The organism is Streptomyces sp. NPDC085481 (genome assembly GCF_044541845.1).
Classification (GTDB): domain Bacteria; phylum Actinomycetota; class Actinomycetes; order Streptomycetales; family Streptomycetaceae; genus Streptomyces.
In genome coordinates, this window is sequence record NZ_JBITTJ010000001.1 from 1,091,124 (window position 1) to 1,114,003 (window position 22,880).

Genomic DNA, 22,880 nt, shown 5'->3' on the forward strand with positions numbered 1-22,880 from the left:
GGGCCCCCTCGGGGGCGGGTCAGCTCTTCGGGCGCCGTCCGCGGCGCCCCGGACCCGCCTCGGTCCGGCGGGCGCGCCGGCCGGCACCGCCGTCCGAGCGGCGCCCGTCGAGGCCGATCCAGATGCGGACCTCGGTGCCCCCGAGCACCGAGTGGCCGATCCGTACGTCGCCGCCGGTCGACTCCGCCATGCGGCGCACGATGTCCAGGCCGAGTCCGGTGGAGCCGTCCCGGCCGCCGCTGTTGCCGCGGGCGAGAGCGGCGGCGGGGTCGGCGATGCCGCGGCCCGCGTCGGAGACCAGGATGATCACGGCGTCGTCGCCGTTGTGGAGGTCGACCGAGAAGGCGGTGCCCTCCGGGGTGTGCCGGAAGACGTTGCCGAGCAACGCGTCGAGCGCGGCGACGAGTTCGGGCCGGGCGACCGGGATGCGCACCGGGCGCTCCACCCCGGCGACGCGCACCTTGCGGTCCTCGTCCTCGGCGAGCGCCGACCAGAACTCCATCCGTTCCCGCACCACTTCGGAGGCGTCGCAGCCGATGACCGGCGCGGTCGCCCGGGTCTGCGGCTTGGCGTCCCGGGCGGTGCGGATGATGGTGTCGACCTCGCGCTCCAGCTGCTCGACGGCGGCCCGGGTCTGGTCGGCGGCGGGGCCCGAGCCCAGCGAGGCCGCGTTGAGCCGCAGCACGGTCAGCGGGGTGCGCAGCCGGTGGGAGAGATCGGCGGCGAGCTCGCGCTCGTTGGCGAGCAGCTGCACGACCTGGTCGGCCATCGAGTTGAAGGCGATGGCGGCCGACTTGAGCTCGGGCGGGCCCTCCTCGCGGACCCGGGCGCCGAGCTTGCCCTCGCCCAGCTCGTGGGCGGCGCGGGCGAGACGCTGGGCCGGCCTGACCATCCGTACGCCGAGCCGGTCGGCGACCGCGAGCGAGCCGGCGATCAGCGCGAGGCCGACCGCGGCGAGCACCAGCCAGGCCGTCGCCACCCCGTTGCTGACCTCGCCCTCGGGGACGAACAACTCGACGACGGCGACCTGCCCGGAGCTCACCGCGGTCGGCTGGAGCAGCACGGAGCCGCCCGGCACCTCGGCGATGCTGGCCCGGCCGAGCGACCGGGTGGTGGCCAGGTCCTCGTCGCGGGCGCGGCGGCTGCCGATCGTCAGGCCCTTGCCGCCCGGCTCGGCCGGCGGCAGGTGGACGGCGAGCCGGCCCTCGGCGCCGTCGTCGGTGGTGGCGACGGCCCGGTCCAGCTGCTCGCGGTCGGTGGTGATCGCGAGGACCGGCGCGAGACCGCCGGCCCGCCGCTCGGCGTTGGAGAACGCCCGGTCCCTGGCCATCTCCTTGACGACAAGGCCGAGCGGCACGGCGAACGCGACCACGACCATCACGGTGACGGCGAGCGACACCTTGACCAGTGCCCATCTCACGGCTGCGGCTCCCCGGGCGGCTCCAGCTTCACGCCCACCCCGCGCAGGGTGTGCAGATAGCGCGGCCGGGCAGCCGTCTCACCCAGTTTCCGCCGCAGCCACGACAGATGGACGTCGATGGTCTGGTCGTCCCCGTACGACTGCTGCCACACCTCGGCGAGCAGCTCCTTGCGCGGGACGACCACCCCCGGGCGGCCGGCGAGGAAGGCCAGCAGGTCGAACTCCCGCCGGGTCAGGTCGAGGGCGGTTCCGTCGAGCGCCGCCTGGCGGCGCAGCGGGTCGATGGCGAGCCCGCCGACCCGGATCTCCCGCGAGGGCGGCGCGTCCCCGGCGGCCGACCGGGCCCGCCGCAGCACGGCGGCCATCCGGGCGGACAGGTGCTCCACGGAGAACGGCTTGGTGAGGTAGTCGTCGGCCCCGTCGTTGAGGAGCCGTACGATCTCCGCCTCGTCGTCGCGGGCGGTCGCGATGATCACCGGCACGTCGGTGATCCCGCGCAGCATCTTCAGCGCCTCGGACCCGTCCAGGTCGGGCAGTCCGAGGTCGAGGATGACCACGTCGAAGCGGAAATGGGCGACCTCGCGCAGCGCCTCCAGGGCCGTGCCGACGCTCCGTACGGTGTGGGAGGCGGCGGTCAGATGCCGGATGAGGGCGGAGCGCACGAACTGGTCGTCCTCGACCACGAGCACACTTGCCATGGCCCGCACCGTACGCCATTCGGGGGATGGCAGTATGAGCCGGATGCGAAGAGGACTCGTTCACGCGCTGGCGTGGTCGCTCGCCACGGGCGCGGCGGTCACGCTCTCGTGGTGGGGGGTGCACACGGTGCTCGCGGGCACGGTCTACGACCCGCCGCGCGCCCTGCCCCTCCCGGCCTCCGCCGGCAGCGACACCGATCCGCTGGCCTCCTCGACCCACGGCACCAGGTCCCCTTCCGCGACGCCCTCGGCCGTCCCGGGCACCACCACACCCCCGGCCAGGCCGACCACCGCCCGCCCCACGCCCCGGCCCGCCACCCCCAAGTCCGCGGCGAGCAGCCCGCCCGGCTCGGGCAGCGTCAAGAGCTACGGAACGGACGGCGGGCGGGTCGTGTTCGACCTCGGCCCGACCTCGGCCGAGCTGGTCTCCGCGACCCCCGGGTCGGGGTGGCAGATGCAGGTGTGGAAGCAGCCGAGCTGGATCCGGGTGACCTTCACCAGGGACAGCCGGGAGATCTCGGTCTTCTGTGTCTGGCACGACACCGCGCCGCGCGTGGAGATCGAGGAGCGCTGAGCGCGGCCCCGGCCCGCTACGGACGCCCCCGCCCGCTACGGAAGTCCCGGGCCCGCTTCGGACGCCCCCGCCCGCTACGGAAGTCCCGGCCCGCTACGGACGCCCCGGCCCCGCTACGGAAGTCCCGGCCCCGCTACGGAAGTCCCGCGCTCAGCGGAAGACGGACGCGGGCGGAACGGGCGAGGGTTTGGCACTCGCGTCGGTGACCGGCACCGCGCCACCCGTGAAGTCGGCGAGCTCCCGCCCGTGTTCGACCCGCCCCGGGTGGGGGTCGGTCGCGACCCGCCGGGTCAGCTCGGCCACCGGCAGCTCTCGGTCGGAGGCGAGCAGCACGGCGTTGCCGAAGCGGCGGCCGCGCAGCACGGTGGGGTCGGCGGTCAGCGCCAGCTCCGGGAAGACGGTGGCGGCGGTCGCGATCTGGCCGCGCAGGTGGGTCAGCGGCGGGCCGTCGGCGAGGTTGGCCGCGTAGAAGCCACCGGGCCGCAGCACCCGCCGTACCTCGGCCAGGAACTCCGTGGACGTCAGATGCGCGGGCGTGCGGGCGCCGCTGAACACATCGGCGATGATCAGGTCCGCCCAGCCGTCCTGCACCTTGCCGAGCCCGGCGCGGGCGTCGGTGGAGCGGACCCGGATGCGGGCCCCGGCGTCGAGCGGCAGTTCGCGGCGGACCAGCTGCACGAGCGGCCCGTCGAGCTCCACGATCTGCTGGGTGGAGCGGGGCCGGGTCGCGGCGACGTACCGGGCGAGGGTGAAGGCGCCGCCGCCGAGGTGCACGACCTGGATCGGCCGGTTCGGCGGGGCGGCGAGGTCGGCGATGTGGCCGAGGCGCCGCTGGTACTCGAAGGAGAGGCGGGCGGGATCGTCGAGGTCGACGTGCGACTGCGGGGCGCCGTCTATCAGCAGCGTCCAGCCGCGGGGGCGCTCACGGTCGGGTATGAGCTCGGCGAGACCGCCGTCGACGGTCTCGACGACGGCGACGGCCGCCGCCGCCCGTTCGCGCGTTTTGTTCCTGGCCACGTGCCCCATTATCGGGGCAGCGACGCGACACCCGCCCGACGAGGGTCCGGCCGGTGCGGGGGCGGGCCGGACCGGCGCCAGGACATCCCTAGCGGCAGCCGTCCGCCGCCTCGATGAGGCGGGCCGCCTGGCCGAGGGCGTCGCGGAGCATCGCCGGGTCGGTCACCGCGCCGGTGTCGCCGGGGGGCAGCAGCCAGTCCGCGGGGCGGGGGGTGACACCGTCGGGGCCGGGCAGTTCCGGCAGCTCCGGAAGGCGCAGGCCCCGGCCGTCGGTCCGCGTACACGCGCTGCCGGGCATGTCCCAGGCGGCGGCCGTGCCGGGCGGGACCAGGAAGCCGAGCGTGTCGCAGGCGCCGTCGTGCAGCACCGGGCCGACCGCGGGAGCGCCGCCGCGCCGCAGGATGTCCACGGCTTCCAGGCCCTGCCGGGCCGGCACGGTCACGAGGTCGCACGGCCCGCCCGGGGACGCGCTCGCGTCCTGCGTGGGCGCGTGCCGAGCGGTGGACTGCGATCCGGTCTCCGCCATGGGACCCCTCCTCACTCCAGGAGACACGTTCCGTCTCTCCGCATGGTTCAACGCCCCCACGCGTCAACAGCTACGGCGGCACGCCGCCGCAAAGGATGGCAGTTCATGGCAGATCGCAGGCGAGATATCCGATTTGTTGCCAAACCCTGCGTACGCATCCGGTCACAGCAGGTACGTTCATGCCGCGCCGGAACACCGGCAGCACCAGGAGAGGGCTCGGCCATGGCGTCGTCACGGGCAGTTCCCAATCTCGCCTTCCGCAGGCTCCGCGGACAGCGCTCGCCGGCGGAGTTCGCCGCGACGGTCCGCCGGGCCGCCCGGGAGATCGGCGAGCAGGTCGCATGCGACGCCCGCTACATCGGGCGCGTGGAGGCCGGCGAGATCCGCTGCCCCAACTACGCCTACGAGCGGGTCTTCCTGCACATGTTCCCCGGACTGAGCCTTGCGGATCTGGGGTTCTCGGCGCGGGAGGCCGTTCGCGGCCGGCGGCCGGCCGTCACGGCCGGGGCACCGCCGCCCCTCGCCATCACCACCCGGAACGATGAGGAGAGCGACGTGCTGCGTCGCGCATTCATGACCGGCGGCACCGCCACCCTGGCGGCCGCCTCGCTGGGATTCGACGGCCCCACCGCCACGATCCCCGCCCCCCGTGGCGTCCACCGGATCGGCGACGCCGAGGTCCGCGCCGTCGAGGACGCCGTACGGCAGATCCGGCTGCTCGACGACCGGCACGGCGCCCAGGGCCTCTACCAGCGCGCCACCCAGCCGCTGCGCACCGCCTACGCCCTGCTCGACGCGGGCGTCACCGCCCGCCGATCCACCGCCGACCGGCTGCACAGCGGCGCCGGCGAGCTCGCGATCTCCGTCGGCTGGCTCGCCCACGACTCGGGCCGCCTCGACGACGCCCGCTCCCACTACGCCGAGGCCCTCGCCACCGCCCGCGTGGCCGGGGACGCGGCGCTGGAGGCGCACGCCTTCTGCAACACCTCGTTCCTGGCCAGGGACGCGGGCCGCTACCGCGAGGCGGTACGGGCGGCGCAGGCGGGGCTCCGGGCCGCGCAGCCGCTCGCCTCCGCCCGGCTGCTCACCCTGCTCACCCTGCGGGAGGCCGGGGCTTGGGCCGGGCTCGGCGACCGGTCCGCCTGTACCCAGGCCCTCGGCCGCGCGCACGCCCTGTTCGAGCGGGGCCCCGGCGAGGGCGACCCCGAGTGGATGTCCTTCTTCGGCGAGCCCGAGCTGGAGGCCCTGGAGGCCCAGTGCTGGTCGATGCTGGGCGACTGGCCCCGCGCGGCCCGGCACGCCCACCGGGCGACCGTCCTGCAGAGCCCGCACTTCGCCCGCAACCTCGCCCTGTACCGGGCCCAGCTGGCCGGGGACCTCGCTCACGCGGGCCGGCCCGAGGAGGCCGCGGCGGAGGTGCAGCGGGTGGAGGACTCCCTGGACGGCGTCGACTCCGCCCGCATCCGCAGCATGCTGGCCCAGACCCGCCGGGTGCTCGCCGCCTACTGACGGTCCTCGCCGCGTACCGACCCCGCCTACGGGCCGGGTTGACGCTTCGTACGGACGGCTACGCCAGGTGCCCGGTGTCGTTCCAGCGCTCGAGCGCCGGAGCCCCGTACGCCCAGCCCAGGACGGACAGGCTCGTCGGGTCGAGCCGGATCCGGGCGGCGAACGAGACGTCCTCACCCAGCCAGCGCGCGCCGATGGACCGCAGGATGTGGCCGTGCGCGAAGACCAGCACGTCGCGGTCGGCCGAGCGGGCCCACTCCACGACCTGGTCGGCCCGCGCCGACAGCTCGGCGAGCGTCTCCCCCTCCGGCACCCCGTCGCGCCAGATGAGCCAGCCCGGACGGATCGCCTGGATCTGGGCCGGGGTCATGCCCTCGTACGCCCCGTAGTCCCACTCCATGAGCGCGTCCCAGTTCTCCGCGCGCTCGCCGAAGCCGGCCAGCTCGCAGGTCTCGCGCGCCCGCGCCAGCGGGCTGGTGCGCACCTCGAGCCCGTCGAGCTCCGCCCAGGGGCCGCGGCCGAGCCGGTCGCCGAGCAGCTTGGCGCCGCGCCGGCCCTCGTCGAGCAGGGGTATGTCCGTCCTGCCGGTGTGGCGGCCGAGCAGCGACCATTCGGTCTGGCCGTGCCGGGCGAGCAGGATGCGCGGTGCCATGAAGGCTCCCTGGTTCTTCATCGGGACCGAAGTCGGGCGACAGGTCGGGGCAACACCTGGGGTGCCCTCCCATCATCGCCCACCTGAATTCCGGGTGACCCCCGGGCAACCTCCCACCGGCTGCGGGCGTCCTCACGAGGTCGGAGACAACTGGGGGGACCACGGATGCGCAGGCCACGCTGGTGGGCGGAGCTGATACTGATCGCCGTGGTGTACGCGGCGTACTCCTGCGGGCGGCTGCTCGCGCGCGGGGACGTGAGCGCCGCGGTCGACCACGGGCTCGCCATCCTGCGGATCGAGCAGGCCCTGGCGATCGACGCCGAGCACCCGCTCAACCGGCTGTTCACGTCGACACCCGCGCTCGGCGTCCCCGCCGACTTCGCGTACGCCTCCCTGCACTACCTGGTCACGCCGGCCGTCCTGGTCTGGCTGTTCCGCCGCCGGCCCGCGCACTACCGGGCCGCCCGCACCTGGCTGATGGTCTCCACGCTCCTCGGGCTCGTCGGCTTCACCCTGCTGCCGACCTGCCCGCCCCGGCTGCTCGACGCGAGCCACGGCTTCGTCGACACGATGGCCCGGTTCAGCGCGTACGGCTGGTGGGGCGGGGAGGCGAGCGCGCCGCGCGGGATGGGCGGGCTCACCAACCAGTACGCAGCGATGCCCAGCCTCCATGTCGGATGGGCGCTGTGGTGCGGGGTGATGCTGTGGCGGTACGGGCGGACGCCGCTGTTCAAGGCCCTGGGTGTCGCGTACCCGCTGCTGACCGTGCTCGTGGTGATGGGCACGGCCAACCACTACTTCCTCGACGCGGTCGCCGGGGCGGCCGTGATGGGGGCCGGTCTGCTGCTCGCGCCGTACGCGCTGCGCCTGGCGGACCGGGTCACGGGTCGGACCATCGGGGGCGAATCCCCGCGAAGCTCCCCGGTTGTCAGCGGCGGATGGGAGACTTCCGCGGGTGAGCGCATCCCTGGACAGCGGTCCGCGCCGACCGCCGCAGACGACACTCCGGCATCAGCTCGCTGAGCTGCGCGGACCGGCCTCCGTGCCGCGTCCGCTGGACGCGCGGGCGCTGGCCGCCCTGGCCGCGAACCCGGGCTGCCGGCGGCGGGCGATCCTCGACGGCGCCGGGGTCGACAAGACCGCGCTGGCCGCGAAGCTGGGCGCGCCCTCGGGCTTCGGCCAGTCGCAGTTCGCGATCGCGCGGGGCAACGCCTTCGAGGCGAAGGTGAAGGCGGACGGCGGCCGTGAGCTGCTCGGGCTGCTCGGGATCGAGGAGCCGACGGCCGTGGACCTGCCGGAGCTCGCGGCGGCCGGGCCCGAGGGCCGCGCGGCCCGGACGGCACTCGCGCTGCGGGAGGCGACGGCGGCAGGCCGCTGGGCGCTGCTCGACCACCCGATGCTGGCCCTTGAGGTGGCGGGCTCCCCCGTCTATCTGGAGCCGGACGCGGTCGTGGTCCACCCCGACGGGCGGTGGACCGTGGTGGAGATCAAGTCCTTCCCCATGGTCGACGGGGCCGCCGACGCGGCGAAGGTCGGCGCGGCCGCCCGCCAGGCGGCGGTGTACGTGCTGGCTCTCGAGCGGGTCGCGGCCGTCACGGACGGCGCGCGGGTGGCGCACTCGGTGCTGCTCGTCTGCCCGAGGGACTTCTCCAACCTGCCGACCGCTTCGGCGGTGGACGTGCGCAAGCAGCTGTCGGTGACCCGGCGGCAGCTGACCCGCCTCACCCGGATCGAGGAGATCGCGGAGGCGCTGCCCGAGGGCACGACCTTCGACGTGGTCGGGTGCTCGGCCGAGCAGCTGGCGGCCGCGGTGGAGTCGGTGCCGCACGCGTACGCGCCGGAGTGCCTGGCCGCGTGCGAGCTGGCCTTCCACTGCCGTGAGCGGGCGCGGGCGGCGGATGTGGTGGAGTCGCTTGGCCGTTCGGTACGGGGCGAGCTCGGCGGCCTGACCACGATCGGCGCGGTCCTGGCGGCGGCGCGCGGCGAGGAGGGCGATCCTGACGACCCCGCGGTCGACGCGCTGCGCCGGGCGCAGGCGCTGCGCGGCGAGGCGCTGGAGGCCGCGGGATGTCGCTGATCTCCACGCTCGCCCGGATGGAGGCCGTCGAGTCGGGCCGGGCACAGCCCCTGGCCACGGTCCGCCACCGGCACCTGTCGGAACGGCCGCTGGTCTTCGTACCGTTGACGACCGCGGGCGAGGCCGGTGCGCCGCTCGGCGCGCTGGTCGGCACCGACCCCGAGGAGCCGCGGCTGCTCGTCGTACCGCAGCCGCGCGACCGTGACCTGCGGTTCGCGTTCCTCGCCGAGCTGGCCGACGCGGTCCTGCCGTACGTCGACTCCTTCGCGGAGCTCGTGGAGGCGGCCGAGCGCAACGAGACCGACCCCGAGACCGGGAAGAAGGTCAGGGTCGAGGTCGAGCTGTGCACGGACGCGCCGCAGTTGGTGGTGCCGAGCCGCGCGGGCATCGAGTACGTACGCCTGCTCGGGCGCTCCACGCGGTTCAGGCGGACGGCCGAGCAGGATCCGGAGACACCGTTCCCGGCGCCGCCGCGGGTGCCGCTGCTCGGCCGCTGGCTGACCCACTTCGGCGAGCGGGCCCGGGTGCCGGGCTCCTCGCTGCTCGTCGCCGCGACGGATCTGCTGAACCGGCACTGGGCGACGGGCCAGTCGTCCCTGGAGGACCAGCACCTGGGAGCGCTGCTCGCCTGGATCGACGCCGAGGAGGGCGCCTCGGGCGCGGAGGCGGCGCTGCGGGCGGAGCTCGGGCGGGACGCGCAGGGCCTGTTGCTGTGCCCGCCGGCCGGTCCGGCGACCGATCCGGCCTTCGACAACCGGGTGCTCGCGCCCGCGATCGAGCGCTACGACCGGGCCCGGCAGGCGCTGGGAGCCGCCGAGGACGGCGGGGCGGCCGAGGACGGGCTCACCGCACTGCACGGCGCCGAGCGGGAGCTCCGCCGGCTGCTCGCCGCCCAGCTGAAGCCGACCTGGGACGCGGTGTGGCGGGCCCTCGACCTGCTGCGGGAGCTTCCCCAGGGGGCGCGGGTCGCCGACCGCTGGACCCGGGACCGCTGGTCGTTCACCGGCCAGCGGGACCGGATCGCCGCGGGCGAGCCACCGCAGCCGCGCCGGGACGACGCCGTGACCGCGGCCCGGAAGCTGGCCGCACGCGAGCAGGCGCAGGGCCAGCTGGAGGCGCAGGAGGCCCTGGACGACCCACTGGTCCTGGCGGGGCGGCGGCTCGCGGGCGAGGCCTTCGTCGCGGAGGTGGTGGAGGTGACGATGGCCTGGTCGGAGGCGAAGCGCCCGGCGCCGCGCCCGCTGCTCACCGTCCGCACCGAGGACCGGCCGCACCTCGGCGCGGGCGTGAAGGTGTACCGCTCGCTGGAGGGCAAGCCGCAGACGGCCGAGTTCGTCCGGTACGAGGAGGACGGGGCGCTGGTGCTGCGGGTCATGGACAGGATGGGCCGGTCGAAGGAGCCCGCGGAGGGCTCGGTGCCGGAGAAGGGCGAGCGGATCGCCTGGACGCTCTTCGAGCACGACCAGCGGGTGGGCGCGAAGCTGCCGGACCCGGAGGAGACGCCCTGGACGCACGGCGGTCCCCCGCGGACGGACGTCGTCGAGCTGCCCGATGCCGTGACACCGGAGGACGTGCTGTGAGCCGCGGTTCCGTGACCTTCGACCCTTCCGCGGAGGCCGCGCGGGCGACGGCCGCCATCCTGGAGAGCACCCTGCACGGCACGGCCCGTGGCGTGGTCGTGGACTCCCCGCCGGGCGCCGGCAAGTCGACCCTCGTCGTGCGGGCCGCTCTCGAACTGGCCGCGGCCGGGCGGCCGTTGATGGTCGTCGCGCAGACCAACGCGCAGGTGGACGACCTCGTGCTGCGGCTCGCGGCGAAGGAGCCCGAGCTGGCGGTGGGCCGGCTGCACTCGAACGACAGCGACCCGTACGACAAGGCGCTCGACGACCTCGAACACGTACGGAAGTCGGCGAAGGCCGGCGAGCTCGCGGGGCTGCCCGTGGTCGTCTCGACCGCCGCGAAGTGGGCGCATGTGCAGAACGTCGAGCCATGGGCGCACGCGATCGTGGACGAGGCGTACCAGATGCGCTCGGACGCGCTGCTCGGGGTGGCGGGCCTGTTCGAGCGGGCGCTGTTCGTGGGCGACCCGGGGCAGCTCGACCCGTTCTCGGTGGTGGGAGCGGAGCAGTGGGCGGGTCTGTCGTACGACCCGTCGGCGAGCGCGGTGTCGACGCTCCTCGCCCACAACCCGGAACTGCCGCAGCACCGCCTCCCGGTGTCCTGGCGCCTTCCGGCGTCGGCCGCCCCGCTCGTGTCCGACGCCTTCTACCCGTACACGCCCTTCCGCAGCGGCACGGACCACGGGGACCGGCGGCTCTCCTTCGGCGTGCCCTCGGACGGCTCCGGCCCGGACCGGGTCCTCGACGAGGCGGCGGAGTCCGGCTGGGGGCTCCTCGAACTGCCGGCCCGGCGCACCCCGCGCACCGACCCGGAGGCGGTCCACGCGGTCGCCCTCGTCGTGCGCCGGCTCCTGGACCGGGGCGGCGCCGCGGTCTCGGAGGCGTCACCCGACCCCGTGCCGCTCACCGCGGACCGGATCGCGGTCGGCACGGCCCACCGGGACCAGGCGGCGGCGGTCCGCGCGGCGCTCGCGGACCTCGGCGCGCCGGGCGTGACGGTGGACACGGCGAACCGCCTCCAGGGCCGGGAGTACGACGTGACGGTCGTCCTGCACCCGCTGTCCGGCCGCCCGGACGCGACCGCCTTCCACCTGGAGACCGGCCGCCTGTGCGTGCTGGCCTCCCGGCACCGCCACGCCTGCATCGTCGTCTGCCGCGCGGGCGTGGCCGACCTCCTGGACGAGCACCCCTCGACGGAGCCGGTCCAGCTGGGCGTGACGGTGAAGTTCCCGGACGGCTGGGAGGCGAACCACGCGGTCCTGTCGCACCTGGCGGAGCACCGGGTGGACTGGGCGCCGTGAGGGGCGAGGCGGTGAGGGCGAGGCGGTGAGAGGCGGGGCGGCGAGAGGCGGGGCGGCGAGAGGCGGGGCGGCGAGAGGCGGGGCGGCGAGAGGCGGGGCGGCGAGAGGCGGCGCCTTGAAGCCGTGGCCTTGGGGCGCTCTTGCCAGGCGCGGGAGAATGGAAGACGGCCCGGGAGTCCGGGCCGCGTGTGTGCGAGGAGGAGAAGGACGATGGCGGAATCCGCGGAGCGAAGCGGACAGCGGCGGGTCAGGCCGGCCCCGCTGATCTTCGAGCCTGCCGAGGCGACCGCCGACCCGGAGCACTTCTTCGACCTGGAGTCGATCGAGGATCCGCGGGAGCTGCTGTCGCGGGCGACGGAGCTGACGCTGGCGTTCCGGGCGGCGACGGACCGGGCGATCGAGTTCCAGGCGATCGCGGCGGCCCAGCTCTCCGACCCGCGCCGGTTCGACCGGCTGACGCCGGCGGACGTCGCGGAGCGGGCGGAGTGGACCGAGGACTACGCCCGCAAGATGATCGAGTTCGGCCGCGACCTGATCAGGACGGGCGGCCGCGACCGCGAGGAGTGAGCCGCGGGTCTACCCCCGCCGCCCAGCGCCCTGGCATATGCCGAGGCGCAAGATACTCCCCCGGACCCCACCCTGTCCGGGTTTTCGGCAACCCGCTGAAACGGAACGGTCACACCCGGTAGATCTTCTCGTATGACCACATGGCTGCGCGACGAGACGACCACCCCGCACGACATCCTCCGTGTGCTGCGGGATCTGGACGAGGGGCGGCACCAGGCCGCACAGGTCACCGAGGACGGGGCCGCCTGGCTCGCCTCCGCCGCGGCCGATCCGTACGACACGCTCGCGCAGTGGGAGGAGCGGCCCTCCGCTCCGGCCGTGCTGCCCTGCGGCTCCGTCTTCGACGTGGTGAACGTGGAACCGATCTTCGGGCGCCGGATGCTCGACCGGCTGTGGGCCGAGGGCGCCGGCTCCGGGCCGGTGGCCACGCACCGCGGCCGGATGCTGCTCTTCGCCGCCCCGGGCACCGCCCAGCGCTTACCGTCGCTGCTGGACTGGGAGGAGTGGGGCACCGCCGTGCCGCGCCCGCTCTGCCACGGCACCGGGGACGCCGTGACGATCCCGCCGCTCACCCAGCACGATTCCGCGGGCCCCCGCTGGCTCGTCGCCCCCGACACCCGCAGCCCGTGGCTGCCCGGTCCCGAGGTGCTGCTGTGGGCCTGCGTGCGGGCCGTACGGGCGGCCTCCGGCGCCGACGTGCGGGTATCGATTTTTCCTCCCGCGGACCAGGATGCTAATGTCTACGACGTCAGCAGGCGCCGCTAGCTCAGTTGGTTAGAGCAGCTGACTCTTAATCAGCGGGTCCGGGGTTCGAGTCCCTGGCGGCGCACAGACGGAAGAAGCCCCTCGCGGAAGCGGGGGGCTTCTTCGTGTGCCGGGGCGTGGTGACGCCGTGGGTCAGCGCACGCGCGTCGCCGCCGGGCCCGTGACGCGAACCGTCCACATGCCGGCCTTCGTCCGGTCGGCCACCTCCACCCGTACACCCGTGTCCGGCACCGTGAAGGACTCCCCGACCGTCAGCGGGGCGTCCGCGAGCGGCGGGTAGACCGAACGGTCCCAGCACGCCTCGGTGTGCGGATGGGTGTCCACGACCTCCACCGGGCCCTCGCCGGACGCCGCCTCGTTGCGCACCCGGTAGAGGAGCACGCCCTCGGTGCACGTGTCGCGGTCGTTGCCGGTGGCCGCGCGGGCCTCGATCGCCAGCACGCTGTCCTCGCCGGTACGGACGACCGCGAGCCGGGTGCCGAGGGTGCCGCCGGGGACCGGGGCGGCGGCGACCGGCTCCAGGCTGACCACGCGGGTGCCGGGGCCCCGTACGCAGGCGATCTGGGCGCGGTCGAGCCAGCCCAGCTTCCACTTGTGCCAGGCGAAGAGGTCGGGGGCGAGGCCGAACTGGCTGCCCATGACGTCCCAGTCACCCACATGGGTGTCCCAGTCGCCCTTGCCGTCCACGGGCCGGTGGTAGAGGTCGGGCAGGTCGAAGACGTGTCCGGTCTCGTGCGCGAGGACGTTGCGGTCGGGCGGGTGGCGCTCGAAGACGGTGACGACCCGCTTGATCTCCGTACCGTCGGCCTCCAGCGGGCGCTCCAGGTTGACCACCTTGGTGGCATCGGAGTCCACGCCGGGAGCGTCGGGATCGGCGACCAGGTAGACGACGTCGTAGCGGGAGAAGTCGACGGAGTCGTCGGCCGCCCGGACGGCGTCGCGCAGATAGGCCGCGCGGTTCTCGGCGCTCCAGTCACGCCGTATGCCGTACTCGGCGGAGCCCCGCGGCATCCGGGTCCAGCCGGTCTGGACATGGGGGCGCAAGGCGAACCGGCCGTAGGAGGCGCGCGCGAAGAACTCCGACGTGCCGGGGAAGTGGTCGGCGGTCAGCTCCGCGGTCGTGGTCAGCGGCGCGGAGTCCGGGAAGGACAGGAAGATCATGACCGCGTCGAGGGCGCGGTCGGGCTTGGGATAGGCCCCGTTCCAGCTGTCGAGGCCGAGCGAGTGGTGCGCGGCGGTACGGGGCAGGGCGCACGGGCCCGCCGAGGCCGCGGCGACGGCGGGGCCGGCCACGAGCCCGGTCGCGGCGAGCGCCGCGAGGGAGGTGAAGGCGGCCGCACCGGCGCGCAGGCGGGAGCGTGGCACTCCCCCGGGTGGCTGCTGACCCCTCACGTGGACCTCCGGCTCCGGAATGCGGGACACCTCACCCACCTTGTGATGGTTTGCGGTGTTTCGCACCTTTCCGCTGCCCCGGTCGGGTGAGCGCGACCCGCCGGGTCGACGCGACACGGACGCGCAGCAGCTCACGGAAAGTCACATTCGGTCAGGGTGCCGACGACCCGTGTCAGACCCGCGCAGAAACGATCGGGCGGGGTGCCGGGTGGGCGGCCTCACAGCACCCACGGGCCCCATGGCGGGCCCAGGAGCTGGAACGCCCCCCGGGCCAGCCTCTATGATCGGCGCACTTTCCTTGGCCGAGCATTCCGACCACATCTGTACGGCCCGAACGCACTACGGGAGCGAGCGGTGAGCGGAACCCCCGAAGAACCGGTGCCTCCGTCGGCGGAGCCGGTGCTCACAGAGCGTCACGCATCCGTATCCGATCCCGAACTCCGGGACTACCGCGCCGCCTTCCGCGTCTCCCGGCTCGCGATGGCCCTCGTCGACCAGGACGGTGTCGTCGTCGCCGCCAACGACGCGCTCGGCACCCTGCTCGGCACCGAGGCCGCCGCCCTGCGCGACCAGGCAGCCGCCGACCTCGTCGACCTCGCCTCGGACGGTCGCACCTGGCACGCCTACAGCGAGGTGCTGCGCGGCCGGCGTTCCCGCTTCCGCTGCACCCGCCGGCTCAAGCACCCCGACGGGCGCTCCCTGTGGGCCGAGGTGACCGTCGCCCCCGTGCCCGACGGTCCGCGCGTGCTGCTCTCGGTCGCCGACATCAGCGACCGGCGTGAACTCCAGGCACGCCTGCGCCACCTCCAGATGCACGACCCGGTCACCCGGCTGCCCAACCGCACCCTGTTCTTCGAGCGCCTCACCGCCGCCCTGGAGAGCGCCGCCCTGGACGCCCCGGACGACGAGCCCCAGGACCGGTCGTACGAGTCGTACCGGTCGTATGGGCATGGCGGAACAGGGCGGATCGGCATCTGCTACCTCGACCTCGACGGCTTCAAGGCGGTCAACGACACGCTCGGCCACCGGGTCGGCGACCGTCTCCTCGCCGCCGTCGCGGCCCGGCTCACCGAGTGCGCCGACAGTTACGGCTACACGCGCAGCGGGGGCCATCTCGTCGCCCGGCTCGGCGGCGACGAGTTCGCGATCCTGGTCGAGGACTCGACCGGCACCGAGCAGCTGGCCGATCTCGCGCAGGCCGTCCTCACCGCGCTCCAGCAGCCCTTCGACCTGGCCGGACAACGGCTCTCGGTCTCCGCCTCCATCGGGGTGGTCGAGCGCACCGCCCGCGGCTCCTCCGCGACCTGCCTGATGCAGGCCGCCGACACCACGCTGTACTGGGCGAAGGCCGACGGCAAGGCCCGCTGGACGCTCTTCGACCCCGAGCGCAACGCCCACCGGATGACCCGGCAGGCGCTCTCCTCCACTCTGCGGCCGGCCGTGGAGCGCGGCGAGTTCGCCCTGGAGTACCAGCCGCTGGTGGACCTCGCCGACGGGGCGGTGCGCGGGGTCGAGGCGCTGGTGCGCTGGAACCACCCGCAGTTCGGCTCGCTCGCGCCGAATCGGTTCATCGGAATTGCGGAAGAGGACGGCTCGATCGTCGAGCTCGGCCGCTGGGTGCTGCACACCGCCTGCCGCCAGGCCCGGCAGTGGCAGAAGGACCACCCGAGCGACCGGCCGATCTTCGTCAGCGTCAACGTGGCGGTGCGTCAGGTCTGGGACTCCGACCTGGTCGCCGACGTCGCCGGCATCCTCGCCGAGACCGGGCTCGCACCCCACCTGCTCCAGCTCGAGCTGACCGAGTCCGCGGTGATGGGCTCCGCCGGCCGGCCGCTCCAGGCGCTGCAGGCGCTCAGCGACATGGGCGTGGGGATCGCCATCGACGACTTCGGCACCGGCTACTCGAACCTCGCCTACCTGAGCCGGCTGCCCGTCTCGGTCCTGAAGCTGGACGGATCGTTCGTGCGCGGCTTCCAGGACGAGGCGCACGCCAACCCGGCGGACGAGCTGATCGTCGAGGCGCTGGTGCAGCTCGCCCACCGGCTCGGGCTGACGGTCACCGCCGAGTGCGTGGAGACCGCGGGCCAGGCCACCCGGCTGCGCCGGATCGGCTGCGACACCGGGCAGGGCTGGCTCTACTCGCGGGCGGTGGCCCCGGAGCGCATCGCGGAGCTGATCGGGGTCGCACCGCTGCACGTGTGACGCGGCCCGGGGTCGGCACGGGCCGGGTCGGCACGGGCCGGGCCGCACGAGCCGGGCCGGCACGGGCCGGGCCGCACGAGCGGGCATGGAACTGCCCCCGGCCGGAGGGACATTCCGGGCGGGGGCAGCGGTTCATGGGGTGGAGGTCACGCGGGGATCGCGCTCACGTCGGGGTTCGAGCGCGCTCACCTCGGGGTCAGCAGGCGCCCTGGTCCTTCCAGACGCCCCACTCGCCGGTTGTGCCCGGCTCCTCGTTCTGGGTCCACCACTGGGCCTTCCAGGTGTGGCCCTTGTGGGAGACGAGCTGGCCACCGGTGTAGACCGTGCCGGCCACGTACGCCGGGGCCGTGCAGCCCGTGGGCGGCGTCGTCGGCGGGGTCGTGGGCGGGGTGGTCGGCGGGGTGGTCGGAGGCGTCGTCGGCGGGGTGGTGGGCGGGGTCGTCGGGGACGTCGGGGACGAGCCGACCGCGGTCACGATCTGGTTGAAGAGCGTGGCGTTGGCGTCCAGGCCGAGCAGCGAGTACATCATCGCGCCGGCGAGACCGCGCTGATGGGCGTAGTCGGCGCGGGCCTGGATGGTGCGCTGGTCGAGGCCGGTGAAGAACTCGCCGTCCTTGTAGAAGTACGCGGACTTGGCCTGGTCGTCCCAGAAGGTGGTCGCCGCGTTGTCGACGATGCCGCCGAGCTCCTTGTAGTGGGCGATGCCGGGCTGCTGGCTGAGCGGACGGGCGCCGGAGGCGCCGGTGGCGGGCTGGGCGAGGCCGTTGGCGGTGCCGGCGGGGACGCCCTTCCAGCCGCGGTAGTAGAACTCGTAGCCGAGGGTCAGCTTGTTCGCCGGGAAGCCGCCGGTGATGCCGTAGGCGGGCTTGCCGTCGATCCAGGAGTCGATGGCGTTGTCGATCGAGTACTTCTCGGTGCCCGGCTTGATGACGTCGGTCGGGTCGTTGGTGCCGGAGTAGAGCGGGGACTGGTGGTACGTCGGCCCGTCGCCGTCCCAGGCGCCGTGCATGTCGTAGGTCATGATGTTCGCGTAGTCGAGGTACGCGCCGATCTTGTCCGTCTCGATGTTCTTGATCTTGTCCTGGCCGGCCGGAAGGGCGGCGGTCAGCAGGTACTTCTTGCCGCCGTGCGCGGCGCCGTACTCGTCGAGCTGCTTGCGGAACTCGGCGAGCAGGAGGGTGAAGTTCTGCTTGTCCTCGGCGGCGTAGTGGTTGCCGAGGTGGCCGTCGGGCGAGCCGGGGTACTCCCAGTCGATGTCGATGCCGTCGAAGATGCCCGCGGCGGTGCCGGCGCCGCCGTAGCCGCCCTCGACCGGCAGGTCGCCCTGGATGTACTGCTTGATGCAGGAGGCGACGAGCTTCTTGCGGCTGGCGTCCGTCTTGGCCGCGTCCGAGAAGAACTTGGAGTAGGTCCAGCCGCCGAGCGAGATGTTGATCTTCAGGTTGGGGTGCTTCGCCTTCAGTTCCTTGAACTGGTTGAAGACGCCCACGATCGGCTGGTCCCACTTGTCGGCCACGCCGTCGACGCTGTCCGCGGCCGAGAAGGACTTCTGGTAGTCGGCGTACGAGTCGCCCGCGCCGTCACCGGCGTTGGGGTTGGCGTCGTCGCCGGCCGCCTTGTTGGCCTCGAAACAGGTGAGGTCGGTCGGGTGGATGTTCCCGAACGAGTAGTTGATGATGTCCAGTTTGGCCGCGATGCCCCGCTCGTCGAGGTGCTTGGGGTAGAAGGCGTTCCCGTACACGCTCCACTGGTCGTAGTAGGCGATCTTCACGCCTCCGGTGGAGGCCGCGGCGGCGGTGTCGGCTGCCTGCGCGGAGCCGAGGCCGACGGTCGCGGCGAGCGCGCCTGCGGCGAGGGCGGAGCTGAGAACTGCGGCGATCACTGGTCTGCGGGGGTGCACGTGCGGCCTCCGTGGGGGAAGAACTGGGGATGTGCCGTACAGGAGTTGGAGAAGTGATAACCGGAGTGCCAACGGCACGTCAATGGTCTGAACCAGATTGAGGACTAGACCAATTGGTGCGGGAAAGCCCTTGTCAGAGCCGTGCAGCAGAAAACGGAACCGCTCGCCACCACAGGTGACGAGCGGTTTAAGGTTCACTTAGGGAGCGCGAGGCGCCCGGTTCGAAGGTGAACCAACGCCCCGCGGATTTCCGGTTCAGGCGGGGTCCGCGGGCAGCTCCGGCAGTCCGTAGGCGTCGGCGATCAGCTCGTAGCTGCGCACCCGGACGTCGCCACCGTGCGCGTTGGCCGTGATCATCAGCTCGTCGGCGCCGGTCCGCTTCTGCAGCCCGTCCAGGCCCGCGCGCACCTCGTCGGCGGAGCCGTACACGATGTCCGCCAGCCGGCTCTCGACGAACTCCCGCTCCGCCGGGCTGAAGGCGTACGCCTCCGCCTCTTCGGGCGTCGGGATGAGGCCGGGCCGGCCGGTGCGCAGCCGCAGCATCGACAGCGCGCCGGTCAGCACCTGGCGGCGGGCCTCCTCCGGGTCGTCGGCGGCGAGCGCGGCGACCCCGATCAGCGCGTACGGCGCGTCGAGCACCGCCGACGGCCGGAAGGACTCCCGGTAGAGGTCGAGCGCCGGGATCGTGTTGTGCGCGGAGAAGTGGTGGGCGAAGGCGAAGGGCAGCCCGAGCATGCCGGCGAGGCGCGCGCTGAAGCCGGAGGAGCCGAGCAGCCAGATCGGCGGCCGCCCCTTCGGCCCCTGCACCGGCCCCGGCACGGCGCGGATCCGGGCGTAGGGGTGCCCGTCCGGGAAGTCGTCGTCCAGGAAGCGGGTCAGCTCGGCGAGCTGCTGGGGGAAGTCGTCCGCGCCTTCGTTCAGCGTGTCCGTACGGCGCAGGGCGGCGGCGGTGGCCCCGTCCGTGCCGGGAGCGCGGCCGAGACCGAGGTCCACCCGGCCCGGGGCGAGCGCCTCCAGGGTGCCGAACTGCTCGGCGATCACCAGCGGGGCGTGGTTGGGCAGCATCACGCCGCCCGAGCCGAGCCGGACGCGGCGCGTGTGGGCCGCCAGGTGGGCCAGGATCACGGCGGGCGAGGAGGAGGCGACACCGGGCATGGAGTGGTGCTCGGCCACCCAGTGGCGGTGGTAGCCGCGCCGCTCGGCGAGCCGGCTGATCTCGACGCTGGTGGCCAGCGCCTGGCTCGCGGTGCGCCCGCTGCCGACCGTCACGAGATCCAGTACGGACAGGGGTACGGGCGCGGTCCCGCGCACCTCTCCCCGAATCGCGTCTCCTCGAGTCGCCTCTCCTCGAATCGCGTCGCTCACCGTGGCCGGCCTTCCTGCGCAGGGACATCAGTACGGGTGAACTAACAGGAGGCGGTCTCCGCTTATTCCTCCGCCCCGCCCCCGGAGGGGGTGCTCAGGAAAAATCTTCACGTCCGGAATGGTCCGAACGGTCGTGCGGACGGCGGGTCGCAGGGCCCTGACCTCAGCCTCTCTCGCAGGGCTGTGACCGTGGCATATGCCAGAGTGGCGCGCCCCAGCGTATGGCACTGAAGCACCGAATCAATCTCGCCAACAGCCGCCCCGTAGCGGGCCCTTGGCGGCTATCGTGGTACGGAAGCTTGCGGTCACAACCTGGTAGGGGGAAACCGTGGCGCTGAAGCCCGAGCCCACCGCACCGTTCCACTCGGTGCAATACGCCCTGCGCGTGCTTGAGACGGTCTCACGGCACGGTGGCGGCGTGACGGACGTGCAGATCGCACGGGAGACCGGACTGCCCGTCGCCCATCTGTCGTCCATGCTCCTGATGCTCAGGCGCGAGGGATACGTGGAGCAGGTCTCCGACGGCGCCTACATGATCGGCGACTCCCTGGTGCTCCTGGGTTCCGGCACGACCCGCCGGGAAGCCCTGGAGCGCAAGCTCCAGGAGACGCTGACCGAACTGCGCGACTCGGTCGGTGCCGCCGTCTACATCAGCCGCTACATCGACGGCGAGGTGAAGATCACCCAGTTCGCCGACGGCCCGCGCACCCCGAAGGTCAACGAATGGGTGGACTTCCGCTCGGCCGCGCACGCCAGCGCGGTCGGCAAGTGCCTGCTCACCCAGCTCGACCAGAACGGGCGGCGCGACCACCTCTCCCGTCACAAGATCGCCCGGCTGACCTCCCGGACGATCACCAACGAGAAGGTGCTGTTCTCCAAGCTGGACAGCCAGCCGCCGACCGTCCCGGTGCTCGACCTCCAGGAGTACGCGGTGGGCACGGTCTGTGCCGCGGTCCCGCTGACGGCGGGCTCGGCCGTGGGCTGCCTGGCCCTGTCGTTGCCGATCGAGCACGCGCACCGACTGCGCTCGGCGGCCGACACGCTGAACCGGCGGGCCGCACCCGTGGTGCTCTCGCTGGCGATCTGAGGACGGACCGGCAGTCCGGCCGTACGGCTGCCCGGTGAACACCGGGGGTCCCGGGGGTGGTCATGAGCACTCCTCGGGACCAGGTAGTATTTTCTCTGTCAGCAGGCGCCGCTAGCTCAGTTGGTTAGAGCAGCTGACTCTTAATCAGCGGGTCCGGGGTTCGAGTCCCTGGCGGCGCACAGACAGGAAGACCCCTCGCGGAAGCGGGGGGCCTTCTGCTTGTCCCGACTCCTCCTGCTCGGTCATGCCCGCAGGTAGGTGAGGACCGCGAGGACCCGGCGGTGGGTGTCGTCGGCCGGCGGCAGGTCCAGCTTCGCCAGGATGTTGCCGATGTGCTTGCCGATGGCCGCCTCCGTGACGACCAGCCTGCGGGCGATCGCCCCGTTCGAGTGCCCCTCGGCGACCAGGCCGAGCACCTCCCGCTCGCGCGGGGTCAGCGCCGCCAGCGGGTCACGGTGCCGGCGCAGCAGCTGCCGCACCACCTCCGGGTCGACCACCGTGCCGCCCGCGGCGACCCGGGTGAGCGCGTCCAGGAACTCCTCCACCTGGCCGACCCGGTCCTTGAGCAGGTAGCCGACGCCGGTGCCGTCGCCGGCGTCCAGGAGATCGGCGGCGTACGAGCGCTGCACGTACTGGCTGAGCACGAGCACCGGCAGCGCCGGGCGCTCCGCCCGCAGCGCGACCGCGGCGCGCAGCCCCTCGTCCTGGAAGCCGGGCGGCATGCGGACGTCGGTGACCACGATGTCCGGTTCGTGCGCGGCGACGGCTGCGGGCAGTGCCTCGGCGTCGCCCACCGCCGCGACCACCTCGTGGCCGAAACGCGCCAGGAGCCCGATCAGGCCCTCGCGGAGGAGGACGCTGTCCTCGGCGAGGACGACGCGGAGGGCTGCGGCAGCGGTCGGCACGGGATCTCCACTCGTAGAACGGTCGGCCCGCCCGGCGGGCTGGTGATCGAAAGTGTGCCACCGAGGACGGCGAGCCGGTCCGCGAGACCGGTCAGCCCGCTCCCCCGGGCGGGATCGGCGCCGCCGCGGCCGTCGTCCTCGACCCGGAGGTGGAGCGCTCCGTCGGTGTGGCGCGCGGTGATCCGGGCGCGGGCGGCACCGCTGTGCCGGTCGATGTTGGCGAGCGCCTCGCGGACGACGAAGTAGCCGGCGCTTTCCACGGGGACGGGCAGGCGGGGCAGGGCGGTGTCGGCGTCGGCGTAGGTGCGGATGTCGGTGGCGATGTCGGTGCGGTGGCCGGCGCCGGTGTCGGTGTCCACGGGGGTGGTGGCGCGGTCGGCGGCGTCGGTCAGGGCGGCGGCGAGGCCGTAGTCGGCGAGGACCTGGGGGTGGATGCCGTGGATCAGCTCGCGGAGTTCGGTGAGCACCTGCCCCGCCTCCTCGTGGGCCTTGGCCAGCTGGTCGGCGAGCGGGCCCGGCGGGGCGCCGTAGCGGGCGAGGCCGAGGGTCAGGGTGAGGGCGACGAGGCGCTGTTGGGCGCCGTCGTGCAGGTCGCGCTCGATCCGGCGCCGCTCGGCCTCGAAGGCGGCGGCGAGCCGCGCCCGGGAGGCGGTGACCTCGCCGATCCGGTCCCGCAGTTCGGCCTCGCGCGGGGCGAGCAGGGCCCGGGCGACGGCGGCGCGGGCGCCCGCGAGGGCCGTGAGCGGGTAGAGCAGGAGCGGCAGCAGGACCAGGCCGAGGAGGGCGGCGGCGAGGGCCTGCGGGTAGGAGGTGACCAGGTACGACTTGACCACCTTCGCCTCCTGGCCGTCGATGGCGAGCTGGACCGGCGCGCTGATCAGGGCGGCGGGCAGGCCGAGGGCCACGGCGAGCACGAGCAGGTCGAGCGGCCACAGCACGGTGGCGTGCAGGACGGCGTACGCGAGCTCCCGCCAGGTGGCCTGTTCCCGCACCCGCAACCGGAGCCAGGCGGAGAGGCCGGGGGTGTCGGGCACGCGGTGCGGGTCGGTGATCGGGTCGCGGTCGACGAGGCGGAGCCGTCTCCGTTCGAGCCCGCCGAGTGCGACCCCGGCGAGGAGCAGCAGGGGCAGGCCGACGAGCACGGCCGAGAACCCGGCCAGTACGAGGAGGACGAGCAGCACGACCGCGCCCGTGACCGCACCGGTCGCGAGGTAGCCGACGGCCCGGCTCGCCCAGGCGGTGCGGAGGAAACGGGGCCGGGCCAGGGCCTGCCAGGGGGTACGGGGGTCCATGGCGATCACGCT

20 protein-coding genes and 2 tRNA genes are annotated in these 22,880 nt (G+C 73.8%); 12 read left to right on the forward strand and 10 right to left on the reverse strand.

Annotated features, from left to right (window positions below):
- Positions 1 to 19 precede the first annotated feature (19 nt).
- Both ACIGEZ_RS04985 and ACIGEZ_RS04990 read right to left on the reverse strand, forming a co-directional pair.
- Positions 20 to 1,420, reverse strand: coding sequence for an ATP-binding protein (locus ACIGEZ_RS04985; protein ID WP_399825755.1), 1,401 nt, complete (start codon positions 1,418 to 1,420; stop codon positions 20 to 22).
- On the reverse strand, positions 1,417 to 2,118 hold the full coding sequence (locus ACIGEZ_RS04990; RefSeq protein WP_399825758.1) for a response regulator transcription factor: 702 nt from the start codon (positions 2,116 to 2,118) through the stop codon (positions 1,417 to 1,419). Before ACIGEZ_RS04990 ends, ACIGEZ_RS04985 begins: the two co-directional genes overlap by 4 nt.
- Before the next feature lie 43 nt (positions 2,119 to 2,161).
- Between ACIGEZ_RS04990 and ACIGEZ_RS04995 the strand changes: the two genes are divergently transcribed.
- Positions 2,162 to 2,692 carry a hypothetical protein gene (locus tag ACIGEZ_RS04995; protein WP_399825761.1) on the forward strand — a complete coding sequence of 177 codons (531 nt, stop codon included), beginning with the start codon at positions 2,162 to 2,164 and terminating at the stop codon, positions 2,690 to 2,692.
- Between the two features lie 150 nt (positions 2,693 to 2,842).
- Here ACIGEZ_RS04995 and ACIGEZ_RS05000 read toward each other — a convergent pair whose 3' ends face one another.
- Positions 2,843 to 3,709 carry a spermidine synthase gene (locus tag ACIGEZ_RS05000; RefSeq protein ID WP_399825764.1) on the reverse strand — a complete coding sequence of 289 codons (867 nt, stop codon included), beginning with the start codon at positions 3,707 to 3,709 and terminating at the stop codon, positions 2,843 to 2,845.
- 88 nt (positions 3,710 to 3,797) lie between these two features.
- Positions 3,798 to 4,235: a hypothetical protein gene (locus ACIGEZ_RS05005; protein ID WP_399825766.1), complete on the reverse strand. Its 438-nt coding sequence runs from the start codon at positions 4,233 to 4,235 to the stop codon at positions 3,798 to 3,800.
- Between the two features lie 222 nt (positions 4,236 to 4,457).
- On the opposite strand from ACIGEZ_RS05005, the gene ACIGEZ_RS05010 reads away from it, so the two are divergent.
- Positions 4,458 to 5,744, forward strand: a complete 1,287-nt coding sequence (locus tag ACIGEZ_RS05010) for a tetratricopeptide repeat protein (protein ID WP_399825768.1) — start codon at positions 4,458 to 4,460, stop codon at positions 5,742 to 5,744.
- Positions 5,745 to 5,802: 58 nt separating this feature from the next.
- Here the strand turns inward: ACIGEZ_RS05010 and ACIGEZ_RS05015 are convergent, their stop codons facing one another.
- The gene (locus ACIGEZ_RS05015; RefSeq protein WP_399825771.1) at positions 5,803 to 6,396 is read right to left on the reverse strand and encodes a histidine phosphatase family protein; all 594 of its coding nucleotides are present in this window, start codon (positions 6,394 to 6,396) and stop codon (positions 5,803 to 5,805) included.
- 165 nt (positions 6,397 to 6,561) lie between these two features.
- On the opposite strand from ACIGEZ_RS05015, the gene ACIGEZ_RS05020 reads away from it, so the two are divergent.
- From ACIGEZ_RS05020 to ACIGEZ_RS05050, 7 genes are all read left to right on the forward strand, one after another.
- Positions 6,562 to 7,419 (forward strand): phosphatase PAP2 family protein, encoded by an 858-nt coding sequence (locus ACIGEZ_RS05020; RefSeq protein WP_399825773.1) that lies wholly within the window; start codon positions 6,562 to 6,564, stop codon positions 7,417 to 7,419.
- Positions 7,352 to 8,473 (forward strand): hypothetical protein, encoded by a 1,122-nt coding sequence (locus tag ACIGEZ_RS05025; protein ID WP_399825775.1) that lies wholly within the window; start codon positions 7,352 to 7,354, stop codon positions 8,471 to 8,473. Before ACIGEZ_RS05020 ends, ACIGEZ_RS05025 begins: the two co-directional genes overlap by 68 nt.
- Positions 8,464 to 10,053, forward strand: coding sequence for a hypothetical protein (locus tag ACIGEZ_RS05030; protein WP_399825778.1), 1,590 nt, complete (start codon positions 8,464 to 8,466; stop codon positions 10,051 to 10,053). The genes ACIGEZ_RS05025 and ACIGEZ_RS05030 overlap by 10 nt, the downstream gene beginning before the upstream one ends.
- Complete coding sequence (locus tag ACIGEZ_RS05035) at positions 10,050 to 11,393, forward strand: AAA domain-containing protein (protein ID WP_399825780.1); 1,344 nt, start codon at positions 10,050 to 10,052, stop codon at positions 11,391 to 11,393. The genes ACIGEZ_RS05030 and ACIGEZ_RS05035 overlap by 4 nt, the downstream gene beginning before the upstream one ends.
- A 210-nt stretch (positions 11,394 to 11,603) precedes the next feature.
- Positions 11,604 to 11,960 carry a hypothetical protein gene (locus tag ACIGEZ_RS05040; RefSeq protein WP_399825782.1) on the forward strand — a complete coding sequence of 119 codons (357 nt, stop codon included), beginning with the start codon at positions 11,604 to 11,606 and terminating at the stop codon, positions 11,958 to 11,960.
- A gap of 132 nt (positions 11,961 to 12,092) precedes the next feature.
- A complete protein-coding gene (locus tag ACIGEZ_RS05045) occupies positions 12,093 to 12,725 on the forward strand; it encodes a bifunctional DNA primase/polymerase (RefSeq protein ID WP_399825784.1) in 633 nt (210 codons plus the stop codon).
- Positions 12,716 to 12,789, forward strand: a tRNA-Lys gene (locus ACIGEZ_RS05050). The genes ACIGEZ_RS05045 and ACIGEZ_RS05050 overlap by 10 nt, the downstream gene beginning before the upstream one ends.
- A gap of 68 nt (positions 12,790 to 12,857) precedes the next feature.
- Here the strand turns inward: ACIGEZ_RS05050 and ACIGEZ_RS05055 are convergent.
- Complete coding sequence (locus ACIGEZ_RS05055) at positions 12,858 to 14,147, reverse strand: M6 family metalloprotease domain-containing protein (RefSeq protein WP_399825786.1); 1,290 nt, start codon at positions 14,145 to 14,147, stop codon at positions 12,858 to 12,860.
- A gap of 324 nt (positions 14,148 to 14,471) precedes the next feature.
- On the opposite strand from ACIGEZ_RS05055, the gene ACIGEZ_RS05060 reads away from it, so the two are divergent.
- Positions 14,472 to 16,319: a putative bifunctional diguanylate cyclase/phosphodiesterase gene (locus ACIGEZ_RS05060; protein WP_399825788.1), complete on the forward strand. Its 1,848-nt coding sequence runs from the start codon at positions 14,472 to 14,474 to the stop codon at positions 16,317 to 16,319.
- A gap of 196 nt (positions 16,320 to 16,515) precedes the next feature.
- Here ACIGEZ_RS05060 and ACIGEZ_RS05065 read toward each other — a convergent pair whose 3' ends face one another.
- A complete protein-coding gene (locus ACIGEZ_RS05065; RefSeq protein ID WP_399825791.1) occupies positions 16,516 to 18,219 on the reverse strand; it encodes a glycosyl hydrolase family 18 protein in 1,704 nt (567 codons plus the stop codon).
- A gap of 255 nt (positions 18,220 to 18,474) precedes the next feature.
- Positions 18,475 to 19,584 carry an LLM class flavin-dependent oxidoreductase gene (locus ACIGEZ_RS05070; RefSeq protein WP_399825793.1) on the reverse strand — a complete coding sequence of 370 codons (1,110 nt, stop codon included), beginning with the start codon at positions 19,582 to 19,584 and terminating at the stop codon, positions 18,475 to 18,477.
- A 328-nt stretch (positions 19,585 to 19,912) separates the two neighbouring features.
- Between ACIGEZ_RS05070 and ACIGEZ_RS05075 the strand changes: the two genes are divergently transcribed.
- Both ACIGEZ_RS05075 and ACIGEZ_RS05080 read left to right on the forward strand, forming a co-directional pair.
- Positions 19,913 to 20,671 carry an IclR family transcriptional regulator gene (locus tag ACIGEZ_RS05075; protein ID WP_399825796.1) on the forward strand — a complete coding sequence of 253 codons (759 nt, stop codon included), beginning with the start codon at positions 19,913 to 19,915 and terminating at the stop codon, positions 20,669 to 20,671.
- A gap of 105 nt (positions 20,672 to 20,776) precedes the next feature.
- A tRNA-Lys gene (locus tag ACIGEZ_RS05080) sits at positions 20,777 to 20,850 on the forward strand.
- A 63-nt stretch (positions 20,851 to 20,913) separates the two neighbouring features.
- Here ACIGEZ_RS05080 and ACIGEZ_RS05085 read toward each other — a convergent pair.
- Entirely contained in the window at positions 20,914 to 21,576 is a 663-nt protein-coding gene (locus tag ACIGEZ_RS05085) for a response regulator (RefSeq protein WP_399825798.1), read from the reverse strand.
- A complete protein-coding gene (locus tag ACIGEZ_RS05090; protein WP_399825800.1) occupies positions 21,507 to 22,868 on the reverse strand; it encodes a sensor histidine kinase in 1,362 nt (453 codons plus the stop codon). Before ACIGEZ_RS05090 ends, ACIGEZ_RS05085 begins: the two co-directional genes overlap by 70 nt.
- Positions 22,869 to 22,880: the final 12 nt, after the last annotated feature.

Excerpts from the sequence above, each read along its gene's own strand:
- ACIGEZ_RS05005 (WP_399825766.1), bottom strand. The coding sequence starts at position 4,235 with ATGGCGGAGACCGGATCGCAGTCCACCGCTCGGCACGCGCCCACGCAG.
- ACIGEZ_RS05045 (WP_399825784.1), top strand. The coding sequence starts at position 12,093 with ATGACCACATGGCTGCGCGACGAGACGACCACCCCGCACGACATCCTC.
- ACIGEZ_RS05015 (WP_399825771.1), bottom strand. The coding sequence starts at position 6,396 with ATGGCACCGCGCATCCTGCTCGCCCGGCACGGCCAGACCGAATGGTCG.
- ACIGEZ_RS04995 (WP_399825761.1), top strand. The coding sequence starts at position 2,162 with ATGCGAAGAGGACTCGTTCACGCGCTGGCGTGGTCGCTCGCCACGGGC.
- ACIGEZ_RS05040 (WP_399825782.1), top strand. The coding sequence starts at position 11,604 with ATGGCGGAATCCGCGGAGCGAAGCGGACAGCGGCGGGTCAGGCCGGCC.
- ACIGEZ_RS05090 (WP_399825800.1), bottom strand. The coding sequence starts at position 22,868 with ATGGACCCCCGTACCCCCTGGCAGGCCCTGGCCCGGCCCCGTTTCCTC.
- ACIGEZ_RS05020 (WP_399825773.1), top strand. The coding sequence starts at position 6,562 with ATGCGCAGGCCACGCTGGTGGGCGGAGCTGATACTGATCGCCGTGGTG.
- ACIGEZ_RS05030 (WP_399825778.1), top strand. The coding sequence starts at position 8,464 with ATGTCGCTGATCTCCACGCTCGCCCGGATGGAGGCCGTCGAGTCGGGC.
- ACIGEZ_RS05010 (WP_399825768.1), top strand. The coding sequence starts at position 4,458 with ATGGCGTCGTCACGGGCAGTTCCCAATCTCGCCTTCCGCAGGCTCCGC.
- ACIGEZ_RS04990 (WP_399825758.1), bottom strand. The coding sequence starts at position 2,118 with ATGGCAAGTGTGCTCGTGGTCGAGGACGACCAGTTCGTGCGCTCCGCC.